Source organism: Burkholderia sp. L-4 (genome assembly GCF_056856535.1).
In genome coordinates, this window is record NZ_JBXEOX010000002.1 from 1,552,862 (window position 1) to 1,571,909 (window position 19,048).

The 19,048-nt window shown below is 68.2% G+C and carries 19 protein-coding genes; 6 read left to right on the forward strand and 13 right to left on the reverse strand.

The annotated features are described in order from the left end of the window. The first annotated feature begins 80 nt into the window (after positions 1-80). Together AC1VVG_RS23920 and AC1VVG_RS23925 are read left to right on the forward strand one after the other, a co-directional pair. Complete coding sequence (locus AC1VVG_RS23920) at positions 81-1,727, forward strand: CHAD domain-containing protein (RefSeq protein ID WP_482836438.1); 1,647 nt, start codon at positions 81-83, stop codon at positions 1,725-1,727. A gap of 34 nt (positions 1,728-1,761) precedes the next feature. Further along, on the forward strand, positions 1,762-2,598 hold the full coding sequence (locus AC1VVG_RS23925; RefSeq protein ID WP_200086658.1) for a TOBE domain-containing protein: 837 nt from the start codon (positions 1,762-1,764) through the stop codon (positions 2,596-2,598). A 166-nt stretch (positions 2,599-2,764) separates the two neighbouring features. Here the strand turns inward: AC1VVG_RS23925 and AC1VVG_RS23930 are convergent, their stop codons facing one another. The 4 genes from AC1VVG_RS23930 to AC1VVG_RS23945 all read right to left on the reverse strand — a co-directional run bounded on the left by AC1VVG_RS23930 (position 2,765) and on the right by AC1VVG_RS23945 (position 5,838). After that, positions 2,765-3,466, reverse strand: coding sequence for a sulfate/molybdate ABC transporter ATP-binding protein (locus AC1VVG_RS23930; RefSeq protein WP_034185722.1), 702 nt, complete (start codon positions 3,464-3,466; stop codon positions 2,765-2,767). 55 nt (positions 3,467-3,521) lie between these two features. After that, a complete protein-coding gene (gene modB / locus AC1VVG_RS23935; protein WP_034185723.1) occupies positions 3,522-4,199 on the reverse strand; it encodes a molybdate ABC transporter permease subunit in 678 nt (225 codons plus the stop codon). Between the two features lie 10 nt (positions 4,200-4,209). Next, a complete protein-coding gene (modA, locus tag AC1VVG_RS23940; protein ID WP_034185724.1) occupies positions 4,210-5,010 on the reverse strand; it encodes a molybdate ABC transporter substrate-binding protein in 801 nt (266 codons plus the stop codon). Positions 5,011-5,139: 129 nt separating this feature from the next. After that, positions 5,140-5,838 carry a phosphatase PAP2 family protein gene (locus tag AC1VVG_RS23945; protein ID WP_034185725.1) on the reverse strand — a complete coding sequence of 233 codons (699 nt, stop codon included), beginning with the start codon at positions 5,836-5,838 and terminating at the stop codon, positions 5,140-5,142. A gap of 259 nt (positions 5,839-6,097) precedes the next feature. Between AC1VVG_RS23945 and AC1VVG_RS23950 the strand changes: the two genes are divergently transcribed. Further along, entirely contained in the window at positions 6,098-7,207 is a 1,110-nt protein-coding gene (locus AC1VVG_RS23950; RefSeq protein WP_049028950.1) for an extracellular catalytic domain type 1 short-chain-length polyhydroxyalkanoate depolymerase, read from the forward strand. A 78-nt stretch (positions 7,208-7,285) separates the two neighbouring features. Then, entirely contained in the window at positions 7,286-7,462 is a 177-nt protein-coding gene (locus tag AC1VVG_RS23955) for a DUF3563 family protein (protein WP_069245880.1), read from the forward strand. Positions 7,463-7,569: 107 nt separating this feature from the next. Here AC1VVG_RS23955 and AC1VVG_RS23960 read toward each other — a convergent pair whose 3' ends face one another. The 5 genes from AC1VVG_RS23960 to AC1VVG_RS23980 all read right to left on the reverse strand — a co-directional run bounded on the left by AC1VVG_RS23960 (position 7,570) and on the right by AC1VVG_RS23980 (position 11,094). Then, the gene (locus AC1VVG_RS23960) at positions 7,570-7,989 is read right to left on the reverse strand and encodes an organic hydroperoxide resistance protein (protein WP_034185184.1); all 420 of its coding nucleotides are present in this window, start codon (positions 7,987-7,989) and stop codon (positions 7,570-7,572) included. Between the two features lie 155 nt (positions 7,990-8,144). Beyond that, entirely contained in the window at positions 8,145-8,597 is a 453-nt protein-coding gene (locus AC1VVG_RS23965; protein ID WP_034185727.1) for a MarR family winged helix-turn-helix transcriptional regulator, read from the reverse strand. A gap of 201 nt (positions 8,598-8,798) precedes the next feature. Continuing rightward, entirely contained in the window at positions 8,799-9,608 is an 810-nt protein-coding gene (locus AC1VVG_RS23970) for a BPSS1780 family membrane protein (RefSeq protein ID WP_034185728.1), read from the reverse strand. Further along, positions 9,599-10,597 (reverse strand): homoserine kinase, encoded by a 999-nt coding sequence (locus AC1VVG_RS23975; RefSeq protein WP_034185729.1) that lies wholly within the window; start codon positions 10,595-10,597, stop codon positions 9,599-9,601. Before AC1VVG_RS23975 ends, AC1VVG_RS23970 begins: the two co-directional genes overlap by 10 nt. A gap of 101 nt (positions 10,598-10,698) precedes the next feature. Beyond that, a complete protein-coding gene (locus AC1VVG_RS23980; RefSeq protein WP_021160838.1) occupies positions 10,699-11,094 on the reverse strand; it encodes a hypothetical protein in 396 nt (131 codons plus the stop codon). Between the two features lie 129 nt (positions 11,095-11,223). On the opposite strand from AC1VVG_RS23980, the gene AC1VVG_RS23985 reads away from it, so the two are divergent. After that, positions 11,224-12,750: an AMP nucleosidase gene (locus AC1VVG_RS23985; protein ID WP_034185973.1), complete on the forward strand. Its 1,527-nt coding sequence runs from the start codon at positions 11,224-11,226 to the stop codon at positions 12,748-12,750. A 90-nt stretch (positions 12,751-12,840) separates the two neighbouring features. Here AC1VVG_RS23985 and AC1VVG_RS23990 read toward each other — a convergent pair whose 3' ends face one another. The 4 genes from AC1VVG_RS23990 to AC1VVG_RS24005 form a co-directional block, all read right to left on the reverse strand. After that, on the reverse strand, positions 12,841-13,404 hold the full coding sequence (locus tag AC1VVG_RS23990) for a Tautomerase enzyme (protein WP_051700886.1): 564 nt from the start codon (positions 13,402-13,404) through the stop codon (positions 12,841-12,843). 149 nt (positions 13,405-13,553) lie between these two features. Continuing rightward, positions 13,554-14,546, reverse strand: coding sequence for a GlxA family transcriptional regulator (locus AC1VVG_RS23995; RefSeq protein WP_482836441.1), 993 nt, complete (start codon positions 14,544-14,546; stop codon positions 13,554-13,556). Positions 14,547-14,682: 136 nt separating this feature from the next. Next, positions 14,683-14,982, reverse strand: a complete 300-nt coding sequence (locus AC1VVG_RS24000; RefSeq protein WP_034185731.1) for a hypothetical protein — start codon at positions 14,980-14,982, stop codon at positions 14,683-14,685. A 390-nt stretch (positions 14,983-15,372) separates the two neighbouring features. Then, positions 15,373-16,131 carry an LOG family protein gene (locus AC1VVG_RS24005; RefSeq protein ID WP_034185732.1) on the reverse strand — a complete coding sequence of 253 codons (759 nt, stop codon included), beginning with the start codon at positions 16,129-16,131 and terminating at the stop codon, positions 15,373-15,375. A gap of 1 nt (position 16,132) precedes the next feature. Here AC1VVG_RS24005 and polA point away from each other — a divergent pair, with 1 nt between their 5' ends. Next, positions 16,133-18,886, forward strand: coding sequence for a DNA polymerase I (gene polA / locus AC1VVG_RS24010; protein ID WP_069705002.1), 2,754 nt, complete (start codon positions 16,133-16,135; stop codon positions 18,884-18,886). Positions 18,887-19,048: the final 162 nt, after the last annotated feature.

A 19,048-nucleotide genomic window follows, 5' to 3' on the forward strand; every position in this document is an offset into this window, starting at 1 on the left:
GGCGTGTACTATGGAAGCTGCTTCACGGGCGACGCCGGCGGGGTCGATGCGCCGGCGATTCTTCTTGTGCAGGAGCCTTCATGTCGCGTGTGCTGGAAATCGTGTTGTCGCTGTCGCTGGAAGGGTGGCCGGTCAAGCCCGCGGGTCGCGCCCGCGGCACGCAGCGCGACTTCGGCGCCGAGCTCGTGCGCGCGTGGCGGATCTGCCCGCAGGTGCGGATGCGGCGGGGTCATGAACGCGTGACGATCGAGCCGTGCCAGATCGAGGAGGCCGAGGCGAGCCCCGGCGCAAGCTGGTGGACCTGGGTCGAATCGAACGCGCACGGCAGGCGTGTCGTCGCGTCGCGCACGAAGGCGTTCGCGCCCGGCGTTACCGCGCGCGAACTGTTCGATGCGGAGCATGCGGGCATCGTCGTTGCGATGCCGCTGCCGGTATCCGTGACGACGACCGCAGCCGATGCCGACGCACCGACGGGCGAAGTCGACGGCGTCGCGCCTGACGCCGCCGCGCCCCCGGCGGCGGGCGAGCAGCCCGATGCGCCGGCGCTGCGCCTCGTCAGCGAACGGCGGCGCGGGCGGTGGGCCGACGACGGCGGCGTCGTGGTCGAGATGACGCTCGACGACATCACGCTGTCCGGCGGCGGCGAGCCGCCGCGCCGCTACGTTGAGTTGCGTCTTGCCGCACCCGACTGGGAAACCGTCGCCGCGCGCACGGCCGCGCTGCACGCGCTGTTTGCCGCGGCGCGCGAGCTGAGCGGCGCGTGGCCCGCCTTCGTGCAACTGACGAGCGTGATCGACCGCGCCTGCGCGGGCGGCCCGGTGGCCGGCGGGCTGGTCAAGGCGCAACCGGTCGACCTGACCGGCATCCGCACGCAACGCGCCGCGCTGTTCGCGCTGTCCGGCGACATCACCGCGCAGTGGCTCGGCAACGAGGGCGGCGTGCTCGAGCGCGACGATCCCGAATTCGTCCACCAGATGCGCGTCGCGCTGCGCCGCCTGCGCACGCTGATGCGCTTCTTCCCGCGTTTTGCCGACCGCCAGTGGCGCGACACGCTCGGCGTCGACCTGCGCTGGCTCGCCGGGCTGCTCGGCACGGTGCGCGACTGGGACGTGTTTTCGACCGAAAGCCTGCCCGCGCTGATCGCGGCCGACGGCGGCGACGGCGACTGGGACGGCACGCTCGACGCGGCACGCGCGCAGTCGACGACCGCGCGTGTCGAGCTGCGTCAGGCGTTGCATTCGGCCCGCTACGCGCGGCTGACGCTCGGCTGGCTCGAATGGCTGAGCACGCTCGCGCTGCCGGCAGCCGAGGGCGGCGACGCGCCGCCGCTGCGGCGGCATGCGGCCAAGCGCGTGCGCCGGCTGTTCGGCCATCTCTATGCGTCGCCGTCGCTCACGTCGCTCGATACGGCCGCGCGCCACCAGGTGCGGATCGATGCGAAGCGGCTGCGCTATGCGCTCGAATTCTTCGCGTCGCTGGCGTCGCGCCGCACGCGCAGCGAGACGGTCAAGACACTCACGCGCGTGCAGGGCGTGCTCGGTGAAGCGAACGACGCGATGGTCGCGCTGCATCACCTCGAGCAACTGGGCGCGCCGCCATACCAGCTCGGTTTCGTGCGCGGCTACGGCGCGGCGCTCGAACAGCGCGCGGCGCGCGACGCCGAGGCGCTGCTGGCCGGCCTGCGGCCGCCGAAGCTCGACGGCAAGCCGGGCCGAGCGGCGCGCTGACTATAATGACCGCCCGTTTCCCATACGCCGCCCGATGACCGACGCACCGCACGCTTCCCCATCCGCCGAACCGCTCGAACTGGGCGGCGAGCTGTGGCTGCGCGCCGGCGAGCAGACGCTCGGCGGCGCGACGCGCATCGCGCTGCTCGCGGCGATCGGCGATACCGGTTCGATCACGCGCGCGGCGAAGGCCGTCGGCCTTAGCTACAAGGCCGCGTGGGATGCGGTCGACACGATGAACAATCTTGCCGGCGAACCGCTCGTCGCGCGTTCGACGGGCGGCAAGGGCGGCGGCGGCACGACGCTGACGCCGCGCGCGACGTCGCTGATCGCCGCGTTCCGCACGATCGAGCGCGAGCATCGCCGCTTCATCGAGGCCGCGAGCGCGGCCGTCGCCGGTTTCGACGTCGACTGGGCGCTGATCGGCCGGATCGGGATGAAGACCAGCGCGCGCAACCAGCTGTTCGGCAAGGTTGCGTCGATCGTGCGCGGCACGGTCAACGACGAGGTGACGCTGACGCTGCCCGGCGGGCAGCCGGTCGTTGCCGTGCTCACGCACGAAAGCGCCGAGGCGCTCGGCCTGCGCGAAGGCGCGGAGGCCTGCGCACTGGTGAAGGCGTCGTGGGTCGTGCTGGCGGTGGACGATGACGGGCCCGACCTGAAGGTGTCCGCGCGCAACCAGCTGAGGGGCCGCGTGGAAGCCGTCGTGGCGGGTGCGGTGAACAGCGAGGTGACGCTGGCGCTCGACGGTGGCGGGACGCTGACGGCGGTTGTCACCCACGACAGCGTCGCGGCGCTGCAACTCGACGCGGGCCGGCCGGCGATCGCGCTGTTCAAGGCGTCGAGCGTGATTCTCGCGGTGACGGGCTGACGCAGCGGCTCGGGCGGCGCGCGTCGAAGATCGCGCGACGGACGGGGCGAAGCCGGCATCGCACGGCACGTGCACGGCACCGACTTCGTTTCCGTTTTCAGCCGGTGCCGCGCCGCGAGTTTCTCTCAGGCGCCCACCCGCGTGCCGCGACCACGGCCTCGCGCGCTCAGCTGACGCGCGTCGGCCACCCGGCGTGCGGCGGGGCCGCCTGCACGCGTCCTTCGCTCAACTGCACGACCTGGTCGCCGAATGCGGCGACGTCGTCGGGGTCGTGCGAGATCAGCACCATCGGGATATCGAGCCGCGCCTGCAGCTCGGCGAGCTCGTGGCGCATGCGCTGGCGCATCGCGCCGTCGAGCGCCGCGAACGGCTCGTCGAGCAGCAGGATCCGCGGCTGCGCGACCAGCGCGCGCGCCAGCGCGACGCGCTGCTTCTGCCCGCCCGACAGCTGCGACGGATACTGCCCCGCGAGCGTTTCCAGGTCGAACGCGCGCAGCCAGTACGCGACCTCGGGCGGCACCGTCTTCGCGCGCGGATTGCGCAGCCCCGACGTGAGCCCGAACGCGATGTTCTGGCGCACGTTCAGATGCGGAAACAGCGCGTAGTCCTGGAACAGGTAGGCGACGCGGCGGTCGCGGGTCGGCACGTCGATGCGGCGCGCGGCGTCGAACAGCGCCTCGCCGTTCAGCGTGATCGCGCCTTCGTCGGGCGACAGCAGTCCGGCGATCGCCTGCAGCGTCATGCTCTTGCCCGCGCCGGACGGCCCGAACAGCACGACGCGCTGCGTCGTCGCGGTGAACGACACGTCGAGCGTGAAGCGGCGCTCGGCGTTTGCGTAGGTCTTGCGGATGTCGACGACGAGGCTCATGCGGGCCTCCGCCGCAACGATCGGGCCGCGGAGCGAGACGGACGGCGCATGCGCTTCATGTCGGCTGGCTCCGTCGGGCGCGCGACGGCACGAGCCAGCCGGTCGCGAGCAGCACGAGCATGCAGGTGATCGACGTCACGAGCACGAGGAAGTTGGCCGTGTGGTCGTCGCCGGCCTGCACGGCCGCGTAGATGGCGACCGACAGCGTCTGCGTGCGGCCGGGCAGGTTGCCCGCGATCATCAGCGTCGCGCCGAACTCGCCGAGCGCGCGTGCGAACGCGAGCAGCGCGCCCGCGAGAATGCCGCGCGTGGCAAGCGGCAGCGTCACGCGGAAGAACACCGCGACCTCGCCGAGCCCGAGCGTGCGCGCGGCGCGCTCGAGATGCGGATCGACACCCTCGAACGCGGCGCGTGCCGACTTCAGGATCAGCGGAAACGCGACGACCATCGACGCGATCACCGCGCCTTGCCACGTGAAGACCAGCTCGATGCCGAGATCGTCGAGCCACGCGCCGAACACGCCGCGCCGGCCGAGCAGCACGAGCAGGTAATAGCCGAGTACCGTCGGCGGCAGCACGAGCGGCAGCGTCAGGATGGAATCGACGACATCGCGCAGCGGCGAGCGCCAGCGCGCGAGCACGAACGCGGCCGCGACGCCGAGCACGATGTCGAGCGCGGTTGCCCAGCCGGCAACCTTCAGCGACAGCAGCAGCGGTACCCAGGCGTCTTGCATCGCGCGCCGCTCACTTGCCCGCGGGCTTGAAGCCGAACGTCGACAGCACGGCCTGGCCCTGCGGCGACGCGACGAAGTCGATGAACGACTGCGCCTGCGCGGCGTGCCGGCTGTCCTTCACCACGGCGATCGGGTAGGTGATGGCCGTCCTGGTCGGCACCGTCAGCGCGACCTTCACGCGGCCCGGCATGATCGCGGCGTCCGTGCCGAACACGAAGCCCGCGTCGACCTCGCCGCGCGCGACGTAGTCGAGGCTCTGGCGCACGTTGGCGGCCAGTACGCCCTTCGCGCTGACGGCGTCCCACACGCCGGCCGCGCGCAACGCGCCTTCGGTGTAGCGGCCGACCGGCACCGATGCCGGGTCGCCGTACGCGATGCGCTTCACGCCGGGGGCCGTCAGGTCGTTCAGCGACGCCGGTGCCGCCGTGCGGCTGTCCGCCGGCACGATCAGCACGAGCGAGTTCGCCGCGAAATCGCGGCGCGTGCCGGGCGCGATCACCTTTTCGTCCACCGCGCGATCCATCGCCTTCTGGTCGGCCGACGCAAACACGTCGGCCGGCGCCCCCTTGGCGATCTGCTGCATCAACACGTCCGACGCGCCGAAGTTGAACAGCACCTTGGTGTCCGGGTGTTGCTTCTCGTACGCCTCGCCGACGGCCTTGAATGCATTCGTCAGGCTGGCGGCCGCCGATACGACCAGTTCGTCGGCGGCGGAAGCGGGCGCGCTGAACGCGATGCCGGCGGCGGCAAGCGTGGCGATCGGCAGCAGGCGGAGCAGGGTGCGGCGAAGCGGACGGACGGTTGGGCGCATGGCGGATTCGTTTTTGAATGGGTGGAAACCGTAATCGTAATATAGGGCGGGTTATAACGCTCGACATACCGCTCATGCGACGGCGCGCATGAAATGGTCAGACCTGGAACGGGGCGGCCGGGCGGCCCGTCACGTGCGCAGCGCGTGCGCCGATGATTCGGTGCGCTGCAGCGACGACGGCTGCGACGCGGGATGGTAGTTCGGGTTGGCCTTCCAGCGCGCGCGGACGAACGGGCGCTCGTGGCCGGACAGTTGCAGCGCGACCTTGGTGACCCAGCGATGCGACGGCACCGTGATGCCGTGCAGCGCGACGGTGACGATCGCGAGGCTCGCGACGACCGCCGGCACCGACCAGCGGTGCGGCACCGCACGCCACGAGCCGGCAATGAAGGCGAGCGCGGCGATCGCGCCGACGATGCAGCCGGTGATCGATTCGGACGGCGAATGCGCGTCGAGTGCGACGCGCGACACGCCGACCGCGATGCCGGCCGCGAGCCCGAGTGCGATGCCGGCGATTCTCACCGGCGTGCGCGTGCGGATCAGCGCGAGGAAGATCGCGACCGGATACACCGACGTCGACAGCATCGCGTGGCCGCTGAACCCCGTGAAATCCCACGCGCGGATGCCGATGCCCCAGCCGAGGAACGCGATCTTCGTGAGCGCCACCACGCCGATCGCGGCCGCCAGCACGGCGAGCCATGCGGCCGCGCGCCGCCACGAGTAACCGAGCGCCAGCCAGACGGCGATCGTGATCGCGAGCGGCAAGGTCAGGCCGGCGCCGCCGAACGCGGTGATCATGATCCACAGGTGAGACGACAGGTCGAACATCGGGAAGGGGACGGACGAAGGCGGGGAGAATGCTTAAATCAACGCGCGAGCCTGGAAGAACGACTACAACGGATACAAGCGGCGAAACCCCAGTATAGCGCCGCGTGTGCATGCGGCCCGTTTTTTGCGCCGCCGGGAACGACGCGCATGCAGGAAAAATCCTGGAAACAATGTTATGGTGCATTGCACAAAGTCGAACGATGCATCCGTTGCGGCGCCTTCATGGTGCCCCTATTTTTCCTGACTGCGAGCCCGATCGATGACCAAAAGTCTGACCAAGGTGTGGCTGGGCGGCATGAAACGCATGCTCTCTCCGGCCGCGAAGCGCGCGGCGCGCGATGCACAGCGCATCACACGCGACGCACTCGAGGCTGCGGCTTCTCCCGCCGCATCCGATCTGTCCCCGCCACGCGAATCGCGCGTGCGCCCGCGTGCCGCCGCATGGGCGGCGGGCGAGTGGACGCGCGGCGAATACCCGATGGCGCCCGCGCTCGGGCGCCTCGTCCAGCATCTCGCGTACGGCCTGTATGTGCCGCCCGGCCGCCGGCGCGGCGCGATGCCGCTCGTCGTGATGCTGCACGGCTGCCAGCAGTCCGTCGACGAATTCGTGCAGGGCACGCGGATGAACCTGCTGGCCGACAAGCACGGTTTCGCGGTGCTGTATCCGGAGCAGTCGCTGCGGGCGCACGCGCACGGCTGCTGGCACTGGTATGAAGATACCGACCGCGCGGGCCGCGGCGAGGCGAACGCGGTGGCGTCGCTGGTCGATGCGCTCGTCGACGAACACGGTTTCGATGCGTCGCGCGTCTACGTGGCGGGGCTGTCGGCCGGCGCGGGTCTCGCGTCGCTTCTTGCGCTGCACCATCCGGACCGCTTCGCGGCGGTGGCGCTGCACTCGGGCCCCGCGCTCGGCGAGGCGAATTCCGGCATCACGGCGATGGACGTGATGCGGCGCGGCCTGCGGCAGAACCCGGCCGCGGTGATCGACGCGCTGGTCGATGTGGCCGCTTATCCCGGCATGCCCGCCCTGATCGTCCAGGGCGACGGCGATCACGTCGTCGCGCCGAAGAACGCCGACCAGCTGACGGTGCAGTTCATGCGCCTGAACGGGCTGGCCGATGCCCGCGGCGCACTGCGCGGCGGCGAGCGCGTCGAGACGCGCGAAGCAGGCGCGCAGATCACCGACGTTTGCCGCGACGGCGAGCCGGTCGTGCGGCTTTGTCACGTAAAAGGGCTCGATCATGCGTGGGCCGGCGGCGACGAAGCCGTGGCGTTTCATGCGGCGGTCGGCCCCGATGCGAGCGCGATGATCTGGGCTTTTTTCGAGGCGAATCAACGAACTGTGGCGACCGAACGACGCATCGTCTAAGCAACGCTGGCCAAAGCCTAGGGTTTTCCCTATAATTCGGGAAAACCCTAGTCCAAGACCATTGAAAGCGAGATCGCCATGTACCTGCTGAGCCACCTCTTCCTGATGCTGACCAAGAACGCCGAAAAGGCCGCGAAAGAGCGCGCCGACGCGTACCTGGCCGATGCCACCGACATCTACGATCTCGAATTCCGCATGCGCAAGATCGATCGCGAAGCGGCGATGAATCGCCCGTACTCGATCGGCTCGCGCTAAGCAGCGCAGGCGGGCACGCTGGCCCGCCGTTTCGACGAATCGCGCAAAAGGGCGTGTGCGGCAAGTGGCCGCACGCGCCCTTTTTGCGTGGGCGGTCCTGCGTCGCGTCAGACGACCGTCAGGCGCACCGGCACGTTGTTGCGCGTGGCGTTCGAATACGGGCACACGTGGTGGGCCTTTTCGACCAGCGCCTGCGCGTCGGCCTTGTCGAGGCCGGGCAGCGATACGCGCAGCTCGATGTCGAGCCCGAAGCCGCCGGCGTCGTTCGGGCCGATACCCACTTCCGCCGTGACCTGCGTATCGGCCGGCAGCGCCTGCTTGTTCTGGCCGGCGACGAATTTCATCGCACTCAGGAAACAGGCCGAGTAACCTGCGGCAAACAGCTGCTCCGGATTCGTGCCTTCCGCACCCGTGCCGCCGAGTTCACGCGGCGCGGCCAGCTTCACTTCCAGCTTGTTGTCGGCGGAAACCGCGCGGCCGTCGCGGCCGCCCGTGCTCGTGGCGCTGGTCTTGTACAGAATGTTCATCGTGCAGCTCCTTGTCGGGAAAAGAGGAAAAGCGGTCCGGTCAAACGGGATGTCGCCGGCCACGCACAAAATATAGAACACTAATCATTAGTGTGCAAATGAAATTTGCAAGAAAAAACCCGGCAGCGCCGGGCCGGTCGGTCGGCGTGCGCGTATCAGCGTTCGTTGGCGGCCGACAGCGCGTCGCGCAACTGCTGGAGGTCGGCGCGCAGCCGGATCAGGAATTCGGGCGTCTGCTGCATGGCGCAAAAGAGATCGGCGGGCACCGAGCGTGCGCGATCCTTCAGTGCGCGGCCCTGCGGCGTGACGCGCACGTTCACGACGCGTTCGTCGGCTGCGCTGCGCACGCGTTCGACGTAACCGAGCGCCTCCAGCCGCTTGAGCAGCGGCGTGACGGTCGCCGGGTCGAGATCGAGCCGCGCGGCGATGTCCTTCACCGCGATGTCGTCGCGCTCCCACAGCACGAGCATCGCCAGATATTGGGGATAGGTCAGCGACAGCTTGTCGAGCAGCGGCTTGTACGCCTTCGTCATCGCGTGCGAAGTCGAGTACAGCGCGAAGCACAGTTGCTCGTCGAGCGTCTGGGGCAGGGCGGGTAGGCGGTCCATGAGTCGAAGGGCGCGGTAGACGCGCAAAATAATTTGTACACAAATTATTTTGCGCGCAAAAAATCGCATTGAACAGGGGGGGGCGCCCGGCCAGGGTTTGCCGGTAGTGGAGGCGGGAAAGGGGAGATCGGCGGTGCGCCGGGGTGGCGACCCGGCGCGATGAACGGCATGCCGGCCGGCGCCGTGCGCCGGCCAGGGGTGTCAGCGGCCCGACGTGGCCGTCGGCGCGCCCGGCTCCTGCACGCCGAAGCAGCCGCGATAGGTCGCGTAGAACGAGCAGTACAGCATCGTGACGATGATGATCGTCACCGGCATCATGATCGTCAGCGCGTAGGCGCCGGCGCCGAGCGCCTGCAGCAGCAGCGACAGCGCGAGCGACGTGCCGAGCGCGACGGCGAACCACAGCATGCCGTACACGACGAACGCGCCGCGATTGCGCCAGCAGCTGACGACGCTGAAGAACAGCGCCTTCGCGGGCGGCACGTCATGCCATGCGACCAGCACCGGCGCGAACCAGAACAGCATCGCGACCGGCAGATAGAGCAGCGTCGCGAAAAACAGCGCGCCGAGCGTGCCTTGCGCGGCCAGCGATTCCGGCGTCGCGCTGGCTTCGTCGGCCGCGCCCATCATCACGTGGAACAGCGCGCCGCCGTCGACGAACGACGAAGCGGCGAACACCAGCACCATCGACGCGACGTAGATCAGGCCGAGCACCAGCAGCCGCTGGGTCGCGACGGTGCCGTACGAGCGGAAGCCGTCGACGAGGATCGTCGGCATCACGGGTTTGCCGGCCACCGTGTCGCGGCACGCGGCCATGAAGCCGACCGCGATGCCGGGGATGAAGACCAGCGGCAGCGCCGAGCCGATCACGGGCACCATCGACACCAGCGTGATCGCCAGCAGGTACGTGAAGAACAGCGTGATGAAGGCGAGCGGATTCCGGCGGAACAGCCAGACGCCTTGACGGAACCAGACATAGCCCGTTTTGGCGGGCACTTCGATCAGTTGCATGCGGTTTGGATCTCGGGAAGCGCGGGCGTATGCGCGATGCGCTCGCGCAGGATGCGTTCGAAATGACCGGGGTCGTGCGGCTTGAGCATCTCGGCCGCACGCGGCAGGTAGAAGTCGTACAGGCGCGATACCCAGAAGCGGTACGCGCCCGCGCGGAGCATGTCGCTCCAGTGGCGCCGCTCCTCGGCCGTGAACGGTCGCACGGTCTGGTACGCGCGCAGCAGCGCATCGGCGCGCGCAGCGTCGAGCACGCCGGTCGCGAGGTCGACGCACCAGTCGTTGACCGTCACCGCGACGTCGAACAGCCACTTGTCGCAGCCGGCGAAATAGAAGTCGAAGAAGCCGCCGAGCCGCACGTCGTGGCCGGTGCCGGGCGCCGCGTGCGCGAACAGCACGTTGTCGCGGAACAGGTCGCAATGGCAAGGGCCGGCCGGCAGCGCCGCGTAGTCGTCCGACGCGAAGAAGGCCGCCTGGTGCGCGAGCTCGCCTTCGAGCAGCGCGCGTTGCGCGTCGGTGATGAACGGCACGATCGCCGGCACGTTTTCCTGCCACCACGGCAGGCTGCGCAGGTTCGGCTGGTGGTTCGGATAGTCGCGCCCGGCGAGGTGCAGGCGCGCGAGCATCTGCCCGACCTCGATGCAGTGTTCGACCCCCGGCGCGAGTTCCGCCGCGCCGTCGAGCTTCGTGACGATCGCGGCCGGCTTGCCGTGCAGTTCGCCGAACAACGCGCCGTCGTCACGCGGAATCGGGTCCGGCACCGGCACGCCGTGGCCGGCCAGGTGGCGCATCAGGTCGAGGTAGAACGGCAGCTGTTGCGCCGAGAGCTTTTCGAAGATCGTGAGGACGTACTCGCCGCGCGTCGTCGTCAGGAAGAAATTGCTGTTTTCGATACCGGACGGAATGCCGCGGAACGCAAGCACGTCGCCCAGTTCGTAGTGGCGCATCCATTGCGCGAGATCGGAGTCGGAAACAGCAGTGAAAACGGCCATGCGGGATGCGTCAGGTCAGGGTGTCGGCACGCGGGCGGCGTGCGTCGCGACAGCAGGTGAAGGGAGGCGGCGCGCCGCGAACGACGCGGCGGGCCACGGAATCAGTAGCGCAGATTCAGCGACGGCAGCCGCGTGATCGGGATGCCCGCGTCGTGCGGCTTCGGCGACGTGTCCGGCGTCGAGCTCATCTGGTAGCGCGTGCCGAAATTCGACTTCACGTCGATCTCGACCGGCTTGCCGCGGTCGCGGTACTCGGTGACCTCGGTGCCGTTCTTGCTCTTTTCGTGGAAGCTCGGCGTGCGGCGGATGTCCGCGAAGTCCACTTTCGACGTGACTTCGGCGCCCGGCCGGTTGATCTTGCGGAGATCGGGCAGGCCGGCGGCCTCGTTGGCCTCGGCCCGGGCCTGCGCGTCGGCGTCAGGCGTGCCGCCGGCGGCGTAAGCGGCGCTGGCGGCGGCAAACGCGGCGGCAGCGACGACGAGAATGAGCGGCTTCATGATGAGTCTCCAGTGAACCTACCGATTTTAGCAAATACTGCGCGCCATCCGGCCCTGGCGTGCGCGGGGCCGGCCACAAGGGTGACCGGGTTCCGTGGTAATGTCGTTCGATCAGACGAGGTGATGAAAATGAAGAACGATTTGAGCCGCCGGCACCGCGTGCTGTCGCCCGACAGCCCGTCGGTCGAGGCTTTCGACGACCCGATCGCCGCCGTTGCGCGGCTGTCCGCGATTTACGACACGAATACCGGTTTCCTGCGCGACGCCTTCGCGCGCTATCGCCGCCACGAACCGATTACCGAGCACGTGCGCGCGTGTTATCCGTTCGTGCGGATCCGCACCGACGTCAACACGCACGTCGATTCGCGCCGCTCGTACGGTTTCGTCGCGGGCCCGGGCGTGTTCGAGACGACGGTCACGCGCCCCGATCTCTTCGCGAACTACTATCGCGAGCAGTTGCGCCTGCTGTCGAAGAACCACCATGTCAAGATCGAGATCGGCGTGTCGTCGCAGCCGATTCCGATTCATTTCGCGTTTCCGGAAGGCATCCATCTCGAGGGCGAGCTCGACCGCGACCGCCTGCTCGCGATGCGCGACATCTTCGACACGCCCGACCTGTCGTATCTCGACGACCGTATCGTCAACGGCACGTTCGAGCCGGCGCCGGGCGAGCCGCATCCGCTCGCGCTGTTCACGGCCGCGCGCGTCGATTTCTCGCTGCACCGGTTGCGTCACTACACGGCGACGTCGCCCACGCACTTCCAGAACTACGTGCTCTACACGAACTATCAGTTCTACATCGACGAATTCGTGAAGCTGGGCCGCACGGTGATGACGGAAAGCGACGATCCCGAGGTGCGCGCCTACCGCAGCCAGTACAGCGCGTTCGTCGAGCCGGGCGATGTCGTCACGTACAACGCGAACCTCGGCAGCGAGCCCTCCGAGGGCGCCGCGCCGCCGCGCCTGCCGCAGATGCCCGCCTATCACCTGAAGCGCGCGGACGGCAGCGGGATCACGATGGTCAACATCGGCGTCGGTCCGTCGAACGCGAAGACGATCACCGATCACATCGCGGTGCTGCGTCCGCACGCGTGGGTGATGCTCGGCCACTGCGCGGGGCTGCGCAACACGCAGCGTCTCGGCGATTACGTGCTCGCGCACGGTTACGTGCGCGAGGATCACGTGCTCGACGACGACCTGCCGCTGTGGGTGCCGATTCCGGCGCTGGCCGAAGTGCAGCTCGCACTCGAGCGCGGGGTGGCCGACGTCACGCGGCTGGAGGGCGCGGAACTGAAGCGCGTGATGCGCACGGGTACGGTCGCGAGCGTCGACAACCGCAACTGGGAACTGCGCGATCATCGCGAGCCGGTGCAGCGGCTGTCGCAGAGCCGAGCGATCGCGCTCGACATGGAAAGCGCGACGATCGCCGCGAACGGCTTCCGCTTCCGCGTGCCGTACGGCACGCTGCTGTGCGTATCGGACAAGCCGCTGCACGGCGAGCTGAAGCTGCCCGGCATGGCCGACACGTTCTATCGCGGGCAGGTCGACCAGCATCTGCAGATCGGCGTGAGGGCGATGGAGATCCTGCGGACCAACGGGCTCGACAAGCTGCATAGCCGCAAGCTGCGGAGCTTTGCGGAAGTGGCGTTTCAGTGACGTAAATGCCGGCCCCGGCCAGGATGCGCGTCGCGATGGTCGACGCAACCGCCTACCGGGGCACGGCCGCTTTCCTTCTGCCAACCGCCGTCAGCGAACGACGCCGGCAGCCGGTTCGTGAAACCCGTTCCGATCCGTTTCCCGCATCGAATCGCGCACGGCATCGACGACCCGGTCCGCATCCGCGCGCCGCTTGGTCGCCAGGCGTTGTTCCCCGAGCGCCCGCAATGTCGCGCCACCGAAATACTCCATGATGTCCGGCAGGCGACGCACCGTGCCGCGGCTGCCCCAGCAGCCGTCGTCGATTTCCGTTGGAAAGACCCACACGCGTGTCGCGACGGCGTCGACCGCCGCGCCTTCCGCGCGTGCGACGGCGGCGGTCACGTCGGCGATCAGCGCCGCACGCGCGGCGTCCGTGTACTGTCCTTCGGGCACGGTCGGCACGATCCGGTAGAGCGGCGCAGGCGCGACGGCACCGGCGCGATATACGGCCGCCGGCCGATGGACGAAGATCCAGGTCACGTCCCGCACGCGCGGATCGTCGGGATCGAGTCCTTCGTGACGGATCAGTGTCCCGGTCAGCTCGTTCATCAGTTGCGCTTCGGCGTGCGGCGCGAGTGCCCCTTCGGGGAGGGTGACGTCGATCATCGGCATGGCGGTGTCCTGGTTCGGTGGAGGCGGCGTCGCTCCGGTTCCGGCGACGTGAATCCAGTGTATGAATCGCATGCCGACGCGCGAAGTGGCGAAACTGCCATTCGACGATGCCATTCCCGACAGCGTGTCCCGCGCCCGTTCCAGTCGGGCTAGCGCGCGAAACGACGACGATATTCGCCGGGAGAGATGCCGGTTTCGCGCTTGAACAGTTGCCGGAAACCGCTGATGTCCGCGTACCCGACGCGTTCGCACACCGCATCGATCGCGAGCTTCGTTTCCGCGAGCAGCCGCTTCGCGACTTCGATCCTGAGCGTCTGCAGATACCGGAGCGGCGGGGCGCCGACCGCATCCCGGAAGCGGCGATGCAGCGTGCGTTCGCTCATCGCGACGTGGTCGCTCAACCGCGCGAGGCTGAACGGCTCGCGCAGATGCTTTTCCATCCAGCGTTGCGCGCGCGCGATGGCCGGATCGTCGTGTCGATGGTGGCCCATCCGGTCGAGGTCGATGAACGAGTCCTGCGAGTCGCGGTTCACGTCGATCAGCATGAGCCGTGCGACGGACGCGGCCAGGCGCGCGTTCGCCAGCTTGTCGATGACCCGCAGCGCGAGAGTCTGGTACGACGTGACGGCGCCGCCGCAAAGGATGCCATCCTGTTCGGTCAGGACGTCCGACGCGCGTAGCGCCACGTCCAGATAACGCGCGCGGAAGCTCGAGGCTTTCGACCAGTGCGTCGTGGCGACGCGGCCGTCGAGCAATCCCGCTTCCGCGAGCAGGAACGCGCCGGTGCAGTACGTCGCGATCAGCGTGCCGCGCGCGTGTTGCCGGCGCAGTGCATCGAGCAGCGGGGCGAGCGGTGCGGGCCGGTCCAGCAGCCGGTCGAGATCGGCGACGAGCGGACCCGTGAGCCAGATCGCGTCGGCGCGGCTGCCGCCGTCGATTGCGCCGTCGACCGGAAGGAGCTGGCCGGAGGCCGTGCGCACGGGCCGTCCATCGACCGATTCGACGCGCCAGCGGAACGGCGCGGCCGCGTGGCCGGGCGGCATCGACGACGCGAGATGGTTGGCCGCCGTCAGGATGTCGGTCGGCGCGACGATGCCGGACGCGAGGGCGTGGTCGACGGCCCAGATTCGGATGAGCGGCATGAGTGGCGGAAGGGGCCCTGGACGAGGGCAATCCTACCATTCGGCCTCATGCGATATCGGCTGCCGAAAATCAAACGGCCGCCCGGCGGCGAAGCGCGCGGACGGCCGTGCGTAGCGGGTGAACGTGCAGTGTCGCTCAGCACTCGCCCTTTTTCGCGTGTCCCGGCGGGCAGTGATAACCGCGACGATCGTCATGACCGCGATAGCGCTGGTGATCTTCCCACTCGCGACGTTCCCAGTAGCGGCGGCCGTCCCAGTAGCGGTCGCCGTGCCAGCCGACGATGACCGCGGGCGCCGGGGCGACCACGACGGGCGCGGGCGCGACGACGACCGGCGCGGGTGTGCCGATGTTGACGTCGACGTTGACGGCATGGGCGAGGCCGGACAGCGAAAGGCCGAGGCCGGCGAAAGCGAGGGCGATCAGCGAGCGTTGCATGTTCTTTTCCGTGATGTCGTTGTAAAGAGGCCGGCACGACGCGATGGAAGCGAGGGGGATCGTTCCACCGGGGGGAACGCCGCGCCGACAGAATGCAGTGTGCGGGCACGCGACGGAAAAGGCGAGACGGGTTTGTTACGGAGGGTTGCCGGCCGGCAGCGGCGGGGTGCGGGTATGCGCCAGCGCCATTTGACAATGGCGAGCCGCGGGTGCGGACAGGCGCTCCGCGACGTGGCACGCGGGCCGTGCGAATTTGACATTCGGCGGCACGCGGCCGCAAAGCGGGATTAACGGTGCGTTACAAACTGACACGCGGCAGGCAGCCGAGGCGCCGCCTGCCGCGTGGCGAACCGCACGCCGGCCGTCGGGCCGGCGGCTGCCAAGGATGCGTTACAGATAGAACATCCGGTCTTCTTCCGGCCGCGGCGGATGACCGTCGTCGTCCGAGCCTTCTTCCTCGCCGCTGTCCTCGTAGAACGCGAGCACCGCGTCGAGCACCTGGTCGGGATCGTCTATCACCTGCATCAGATCCATGTCGTCCGGATTGATCAGGCCCATCGGGATCAGCTGGTCGCGGAACCACTGCAGCAGCCCCTTCCAGAACTCGCTGCCGACCAGAATGATCGGCACGAGGCGCGACTTCTTCGTCTGGATCAGCGTGAGCACTTCGGACAGCTCGTCGAGCGTGCCGAAGCCGCCCGGCATCACGATCACCGCATCCGAGTTCTTCACGAACGTGACCTTGCGCGTGAAGAAGTGGCGGAAGCGCAGCGAGATGTCCTGGTAGTGGTTGCCGGCCTGCTCGTGCGGCAACTCGATGTTCAGCCCGACCGACGGCGCCTTGCCGGCGTGCGCGCCCTTGTTCGCGGCTTCCATGATGCCGGGGCCGCCGCCGGAGATCACGGCGAAGCCGGCGTCGGACAGCTTGCGCGCGATCTGCACCGCGAGCTTGTAGTGCGGCGTGTCGGGTTTGAGGCGGGCAGAACCGTAGATGCTGACAGCCGGGCGGATCTCCGACAGGTACTCGGTCGCCTCGATAAACTCTGCCATAATCGTGAACATCTGCCACGATGCGCGCGCCTTCTTGGCCGTCGCGCGTTCTTGATCTGCGAGCGAACGCAGACTCGGAATCACTTTTCTCTTGTTCATAATGCCTGAAGAACGAAATCTGGAAGGTAAGACCCTGCTATTGGTTGACGGTTCGAGCTATCTGTATCGGGCTTACCATGCGATGCCTGATTTGCGTGGCCCTGGCGGGGAGCCGACCGGAGCGCTCTACGGAATCATCAACATGCTGCGCCGTATGCGCAAGGAAGTCAGTGCAGAGTATAGCGCTTGCGTGTTCGATGCAAAGGGCAAGACGTTCCGTGACGACCTTTATGCCGACTATAAGGCAAACCGTCCGTCGATGCCGCCCGATCTTGCATTGCAGGTCGAGCCGATCCACGGCGCGGTGCGCGCGCTCGGCTGGCCGCTGCTGATGGTCGAAGGCGTCGAGGCCGACGACGTGATCGGCACGCTCGCGCGCGAAGCCGAGCGGCACGGGATGAACGTGATCGTGTCGACCGGCGACAAGGATCTCGCGCAGCTTGTGACCGACCGCGTCACGCTCGTCAACACGATGACCAACGAAACGCTCGACCGCGACGGCGTGATCGCGAAGTTCGGCGTGCCGCCCGAGCGCATCATCGACTACCTCGCGCTGATCGGCGATACCGTCGACAACGTGCCCGGCGTCGAGAAGTGCGGGCCGAAGACGGCCGTGAAATGGCTCGCGCAATACGACAGCCTCGACGGCGTCATCGAGCACGCGGGCGAGATCAAGGGCGTGGTCGGCGACAACCTGCGCCGCGCGCTCGATTTCCTGCCGCTCGGCCGCAAGCTCGTGACCGTCGAGACGGCCTGCGATCTCGCGCCGCATCTCGAGTCGATCGAAGCGTCGCTGAAGAGCGACGGCGAAGCGCGCGACATGATGCGCGACATCTTCGCGCGCTACGGCTTCAAGACCTGGCTGCGCGAAGTCGACAGCGCGCCGGCGGAAGGCGGCGGCGCCGATGCGCCGGAAGGCGAGCCGGCACCGGTGGTGGCGGCCGACATCGTGCGCGAATACGACACGATCCAGACCTGGGAGCAGTTCGACGCCTGGTTCGCGAAGATCAACGACGCGAAGCTGACCGCGTTCGACACCGAGACGACCGCGCTCGACCCGATGCTCGCGCGCCTCGTCGGCCTGTCGTTCTCGGTCGAGCCGGGCAAGGCCGCGTATCTGCCGGTCGCGCACCGCGGCCCCGACATGCCTGAGCAACTGCCGATCGACGAGGTGCTCGCGCGCCTGAAGCCGTGGCTCGAATCGGCCGACCGCAAGAAGGTCGGCCAGCACCTGAAGTACGACGCGCAGGTGCTCGCGAACTACGACATCGAACTGAACGGCATCGAGCACGACACGCTGCTCGAATCGTACGTCGTCGAATCGCACCGCACGCACGACATGGACAGCCTCGCGCTGCGTCATCTGGGCGTCAAGACGATCAAGTACGAAGACGTCGCGGGCAAGGGGGCGAAGCAGATCGGCTTCGACGAAGTGGCGCTTGCGCAAGCCGCCGAGTACGCGGCCGAAGATGCGGACATCACGCTGCAGCTTCATCACGTGCTGTATCCGCAGGTCGCGCGCGAGCCGGGCCTCGAGCGCGTGTATCGCGAGATCGAGATGCCGGTCTCGCGCGTGCTGCGCAAGATGGAGCGCACGGGCGTGCTGATCGACGATGCGCGGCTGCACGCGCAGAGCACCGAAATCGCGACGCGCCTGATCGAGCTCGAAGCGCAGGCGTACGAGCTGGCGGGCGGCGAATTCAATCTCGGCTCGCCGAAGCAGATCGGGCAGATCTTCTTCGAGAAGCTGCAGTTGCCCGTCGTGAAGAAGACGCCGAGCGGTGCGCCGTCGACCGACGAAGAGGTGCTGCAGAAGCTGGCGGAGGACTACCCGCTGCCGAAGCTGCTGCTCGAGCATCGCGGGCTGTCGAAGCTGAAGTCGACCTATACCGACAAGCTGCCGCGCATGGTGAACCCTTCGACGGGGCGCGTGCACACGAACTATGCGCAGGCCGTCGCGGTGACGGGCCGCCTCGCATCGAACGACCCGAATCTTCAGAACATTCCGGTGCGCACGGCCGAAGGCCGGCGCATCCGCGAGGCGTTCATCGCGTCGCCGGGTCACCGGATCGTGTCGGCCGACTATTCGCAGATCGAACTGCGGATCATGGCGCATATCTCCGGCGACGCGTCGCTGCTGCGTGCGTTCTCGCAGGGCGAGGACATCCACCGCGCGACGGCCGCCGAGGTGTTCGGCGTGACGCCGCTGGAGGTCAATTCCGACCAGCGCCGGATCGCGAAGGTGATCAACTTCGGGCTCATCTACGGGATGAGCGCGTTCGGCCTCGCGTCGAACCTCGGCATCACGCGTGACGCGGCGAAGCTCTATATCGACCGTTATTTCGCCCGCTACCCGGGCGTCGCGCAGTACATGGAGGACACGCGCTCGCTGGCGAAGGAAAAGGGCTACGTCGAAACCGTTTTCGGCCGCCGCCTGTGGCTGCCGGAAATCAACGGCGGCAACGGCCCGCGCCGCCAGGCGGCCGAGCGCGCGGCCATCAACGCGCCGATGCAGGGCACGGCCGCCGACCTGATCAAGCTGTCGATGATCGCGGTGGACGACTGGCTCACGCGCGACAAGCTCGCGTCGCGCATGATCATGCAGGTGCACGATGAACTGGTGCTCGAGGTGCCCGACGACGAGCTGTCGCTGGTGCGCGAGAAACTGCCGGAAATGATGTGCGGCGTCGCGAAGCTGAAGGTGCCGCTCGTCGCCGAGGTCGGTGCCGGCGCGAACTGGGAAGAGGCACACTGACGCACCCCCGTGCGGTTCGCGTTTCCCGCGGCATATTGTTGCAGGGATGCTGAATATCGAGATGGTTTGCTTGTGGTCAACGCGCAAGCTCCCGGACAATGCATGTCAGTCATGTCATTGACGCGGGGCCGCGCGCCCCGCGTTCCGGGTCGGTCGCATCGA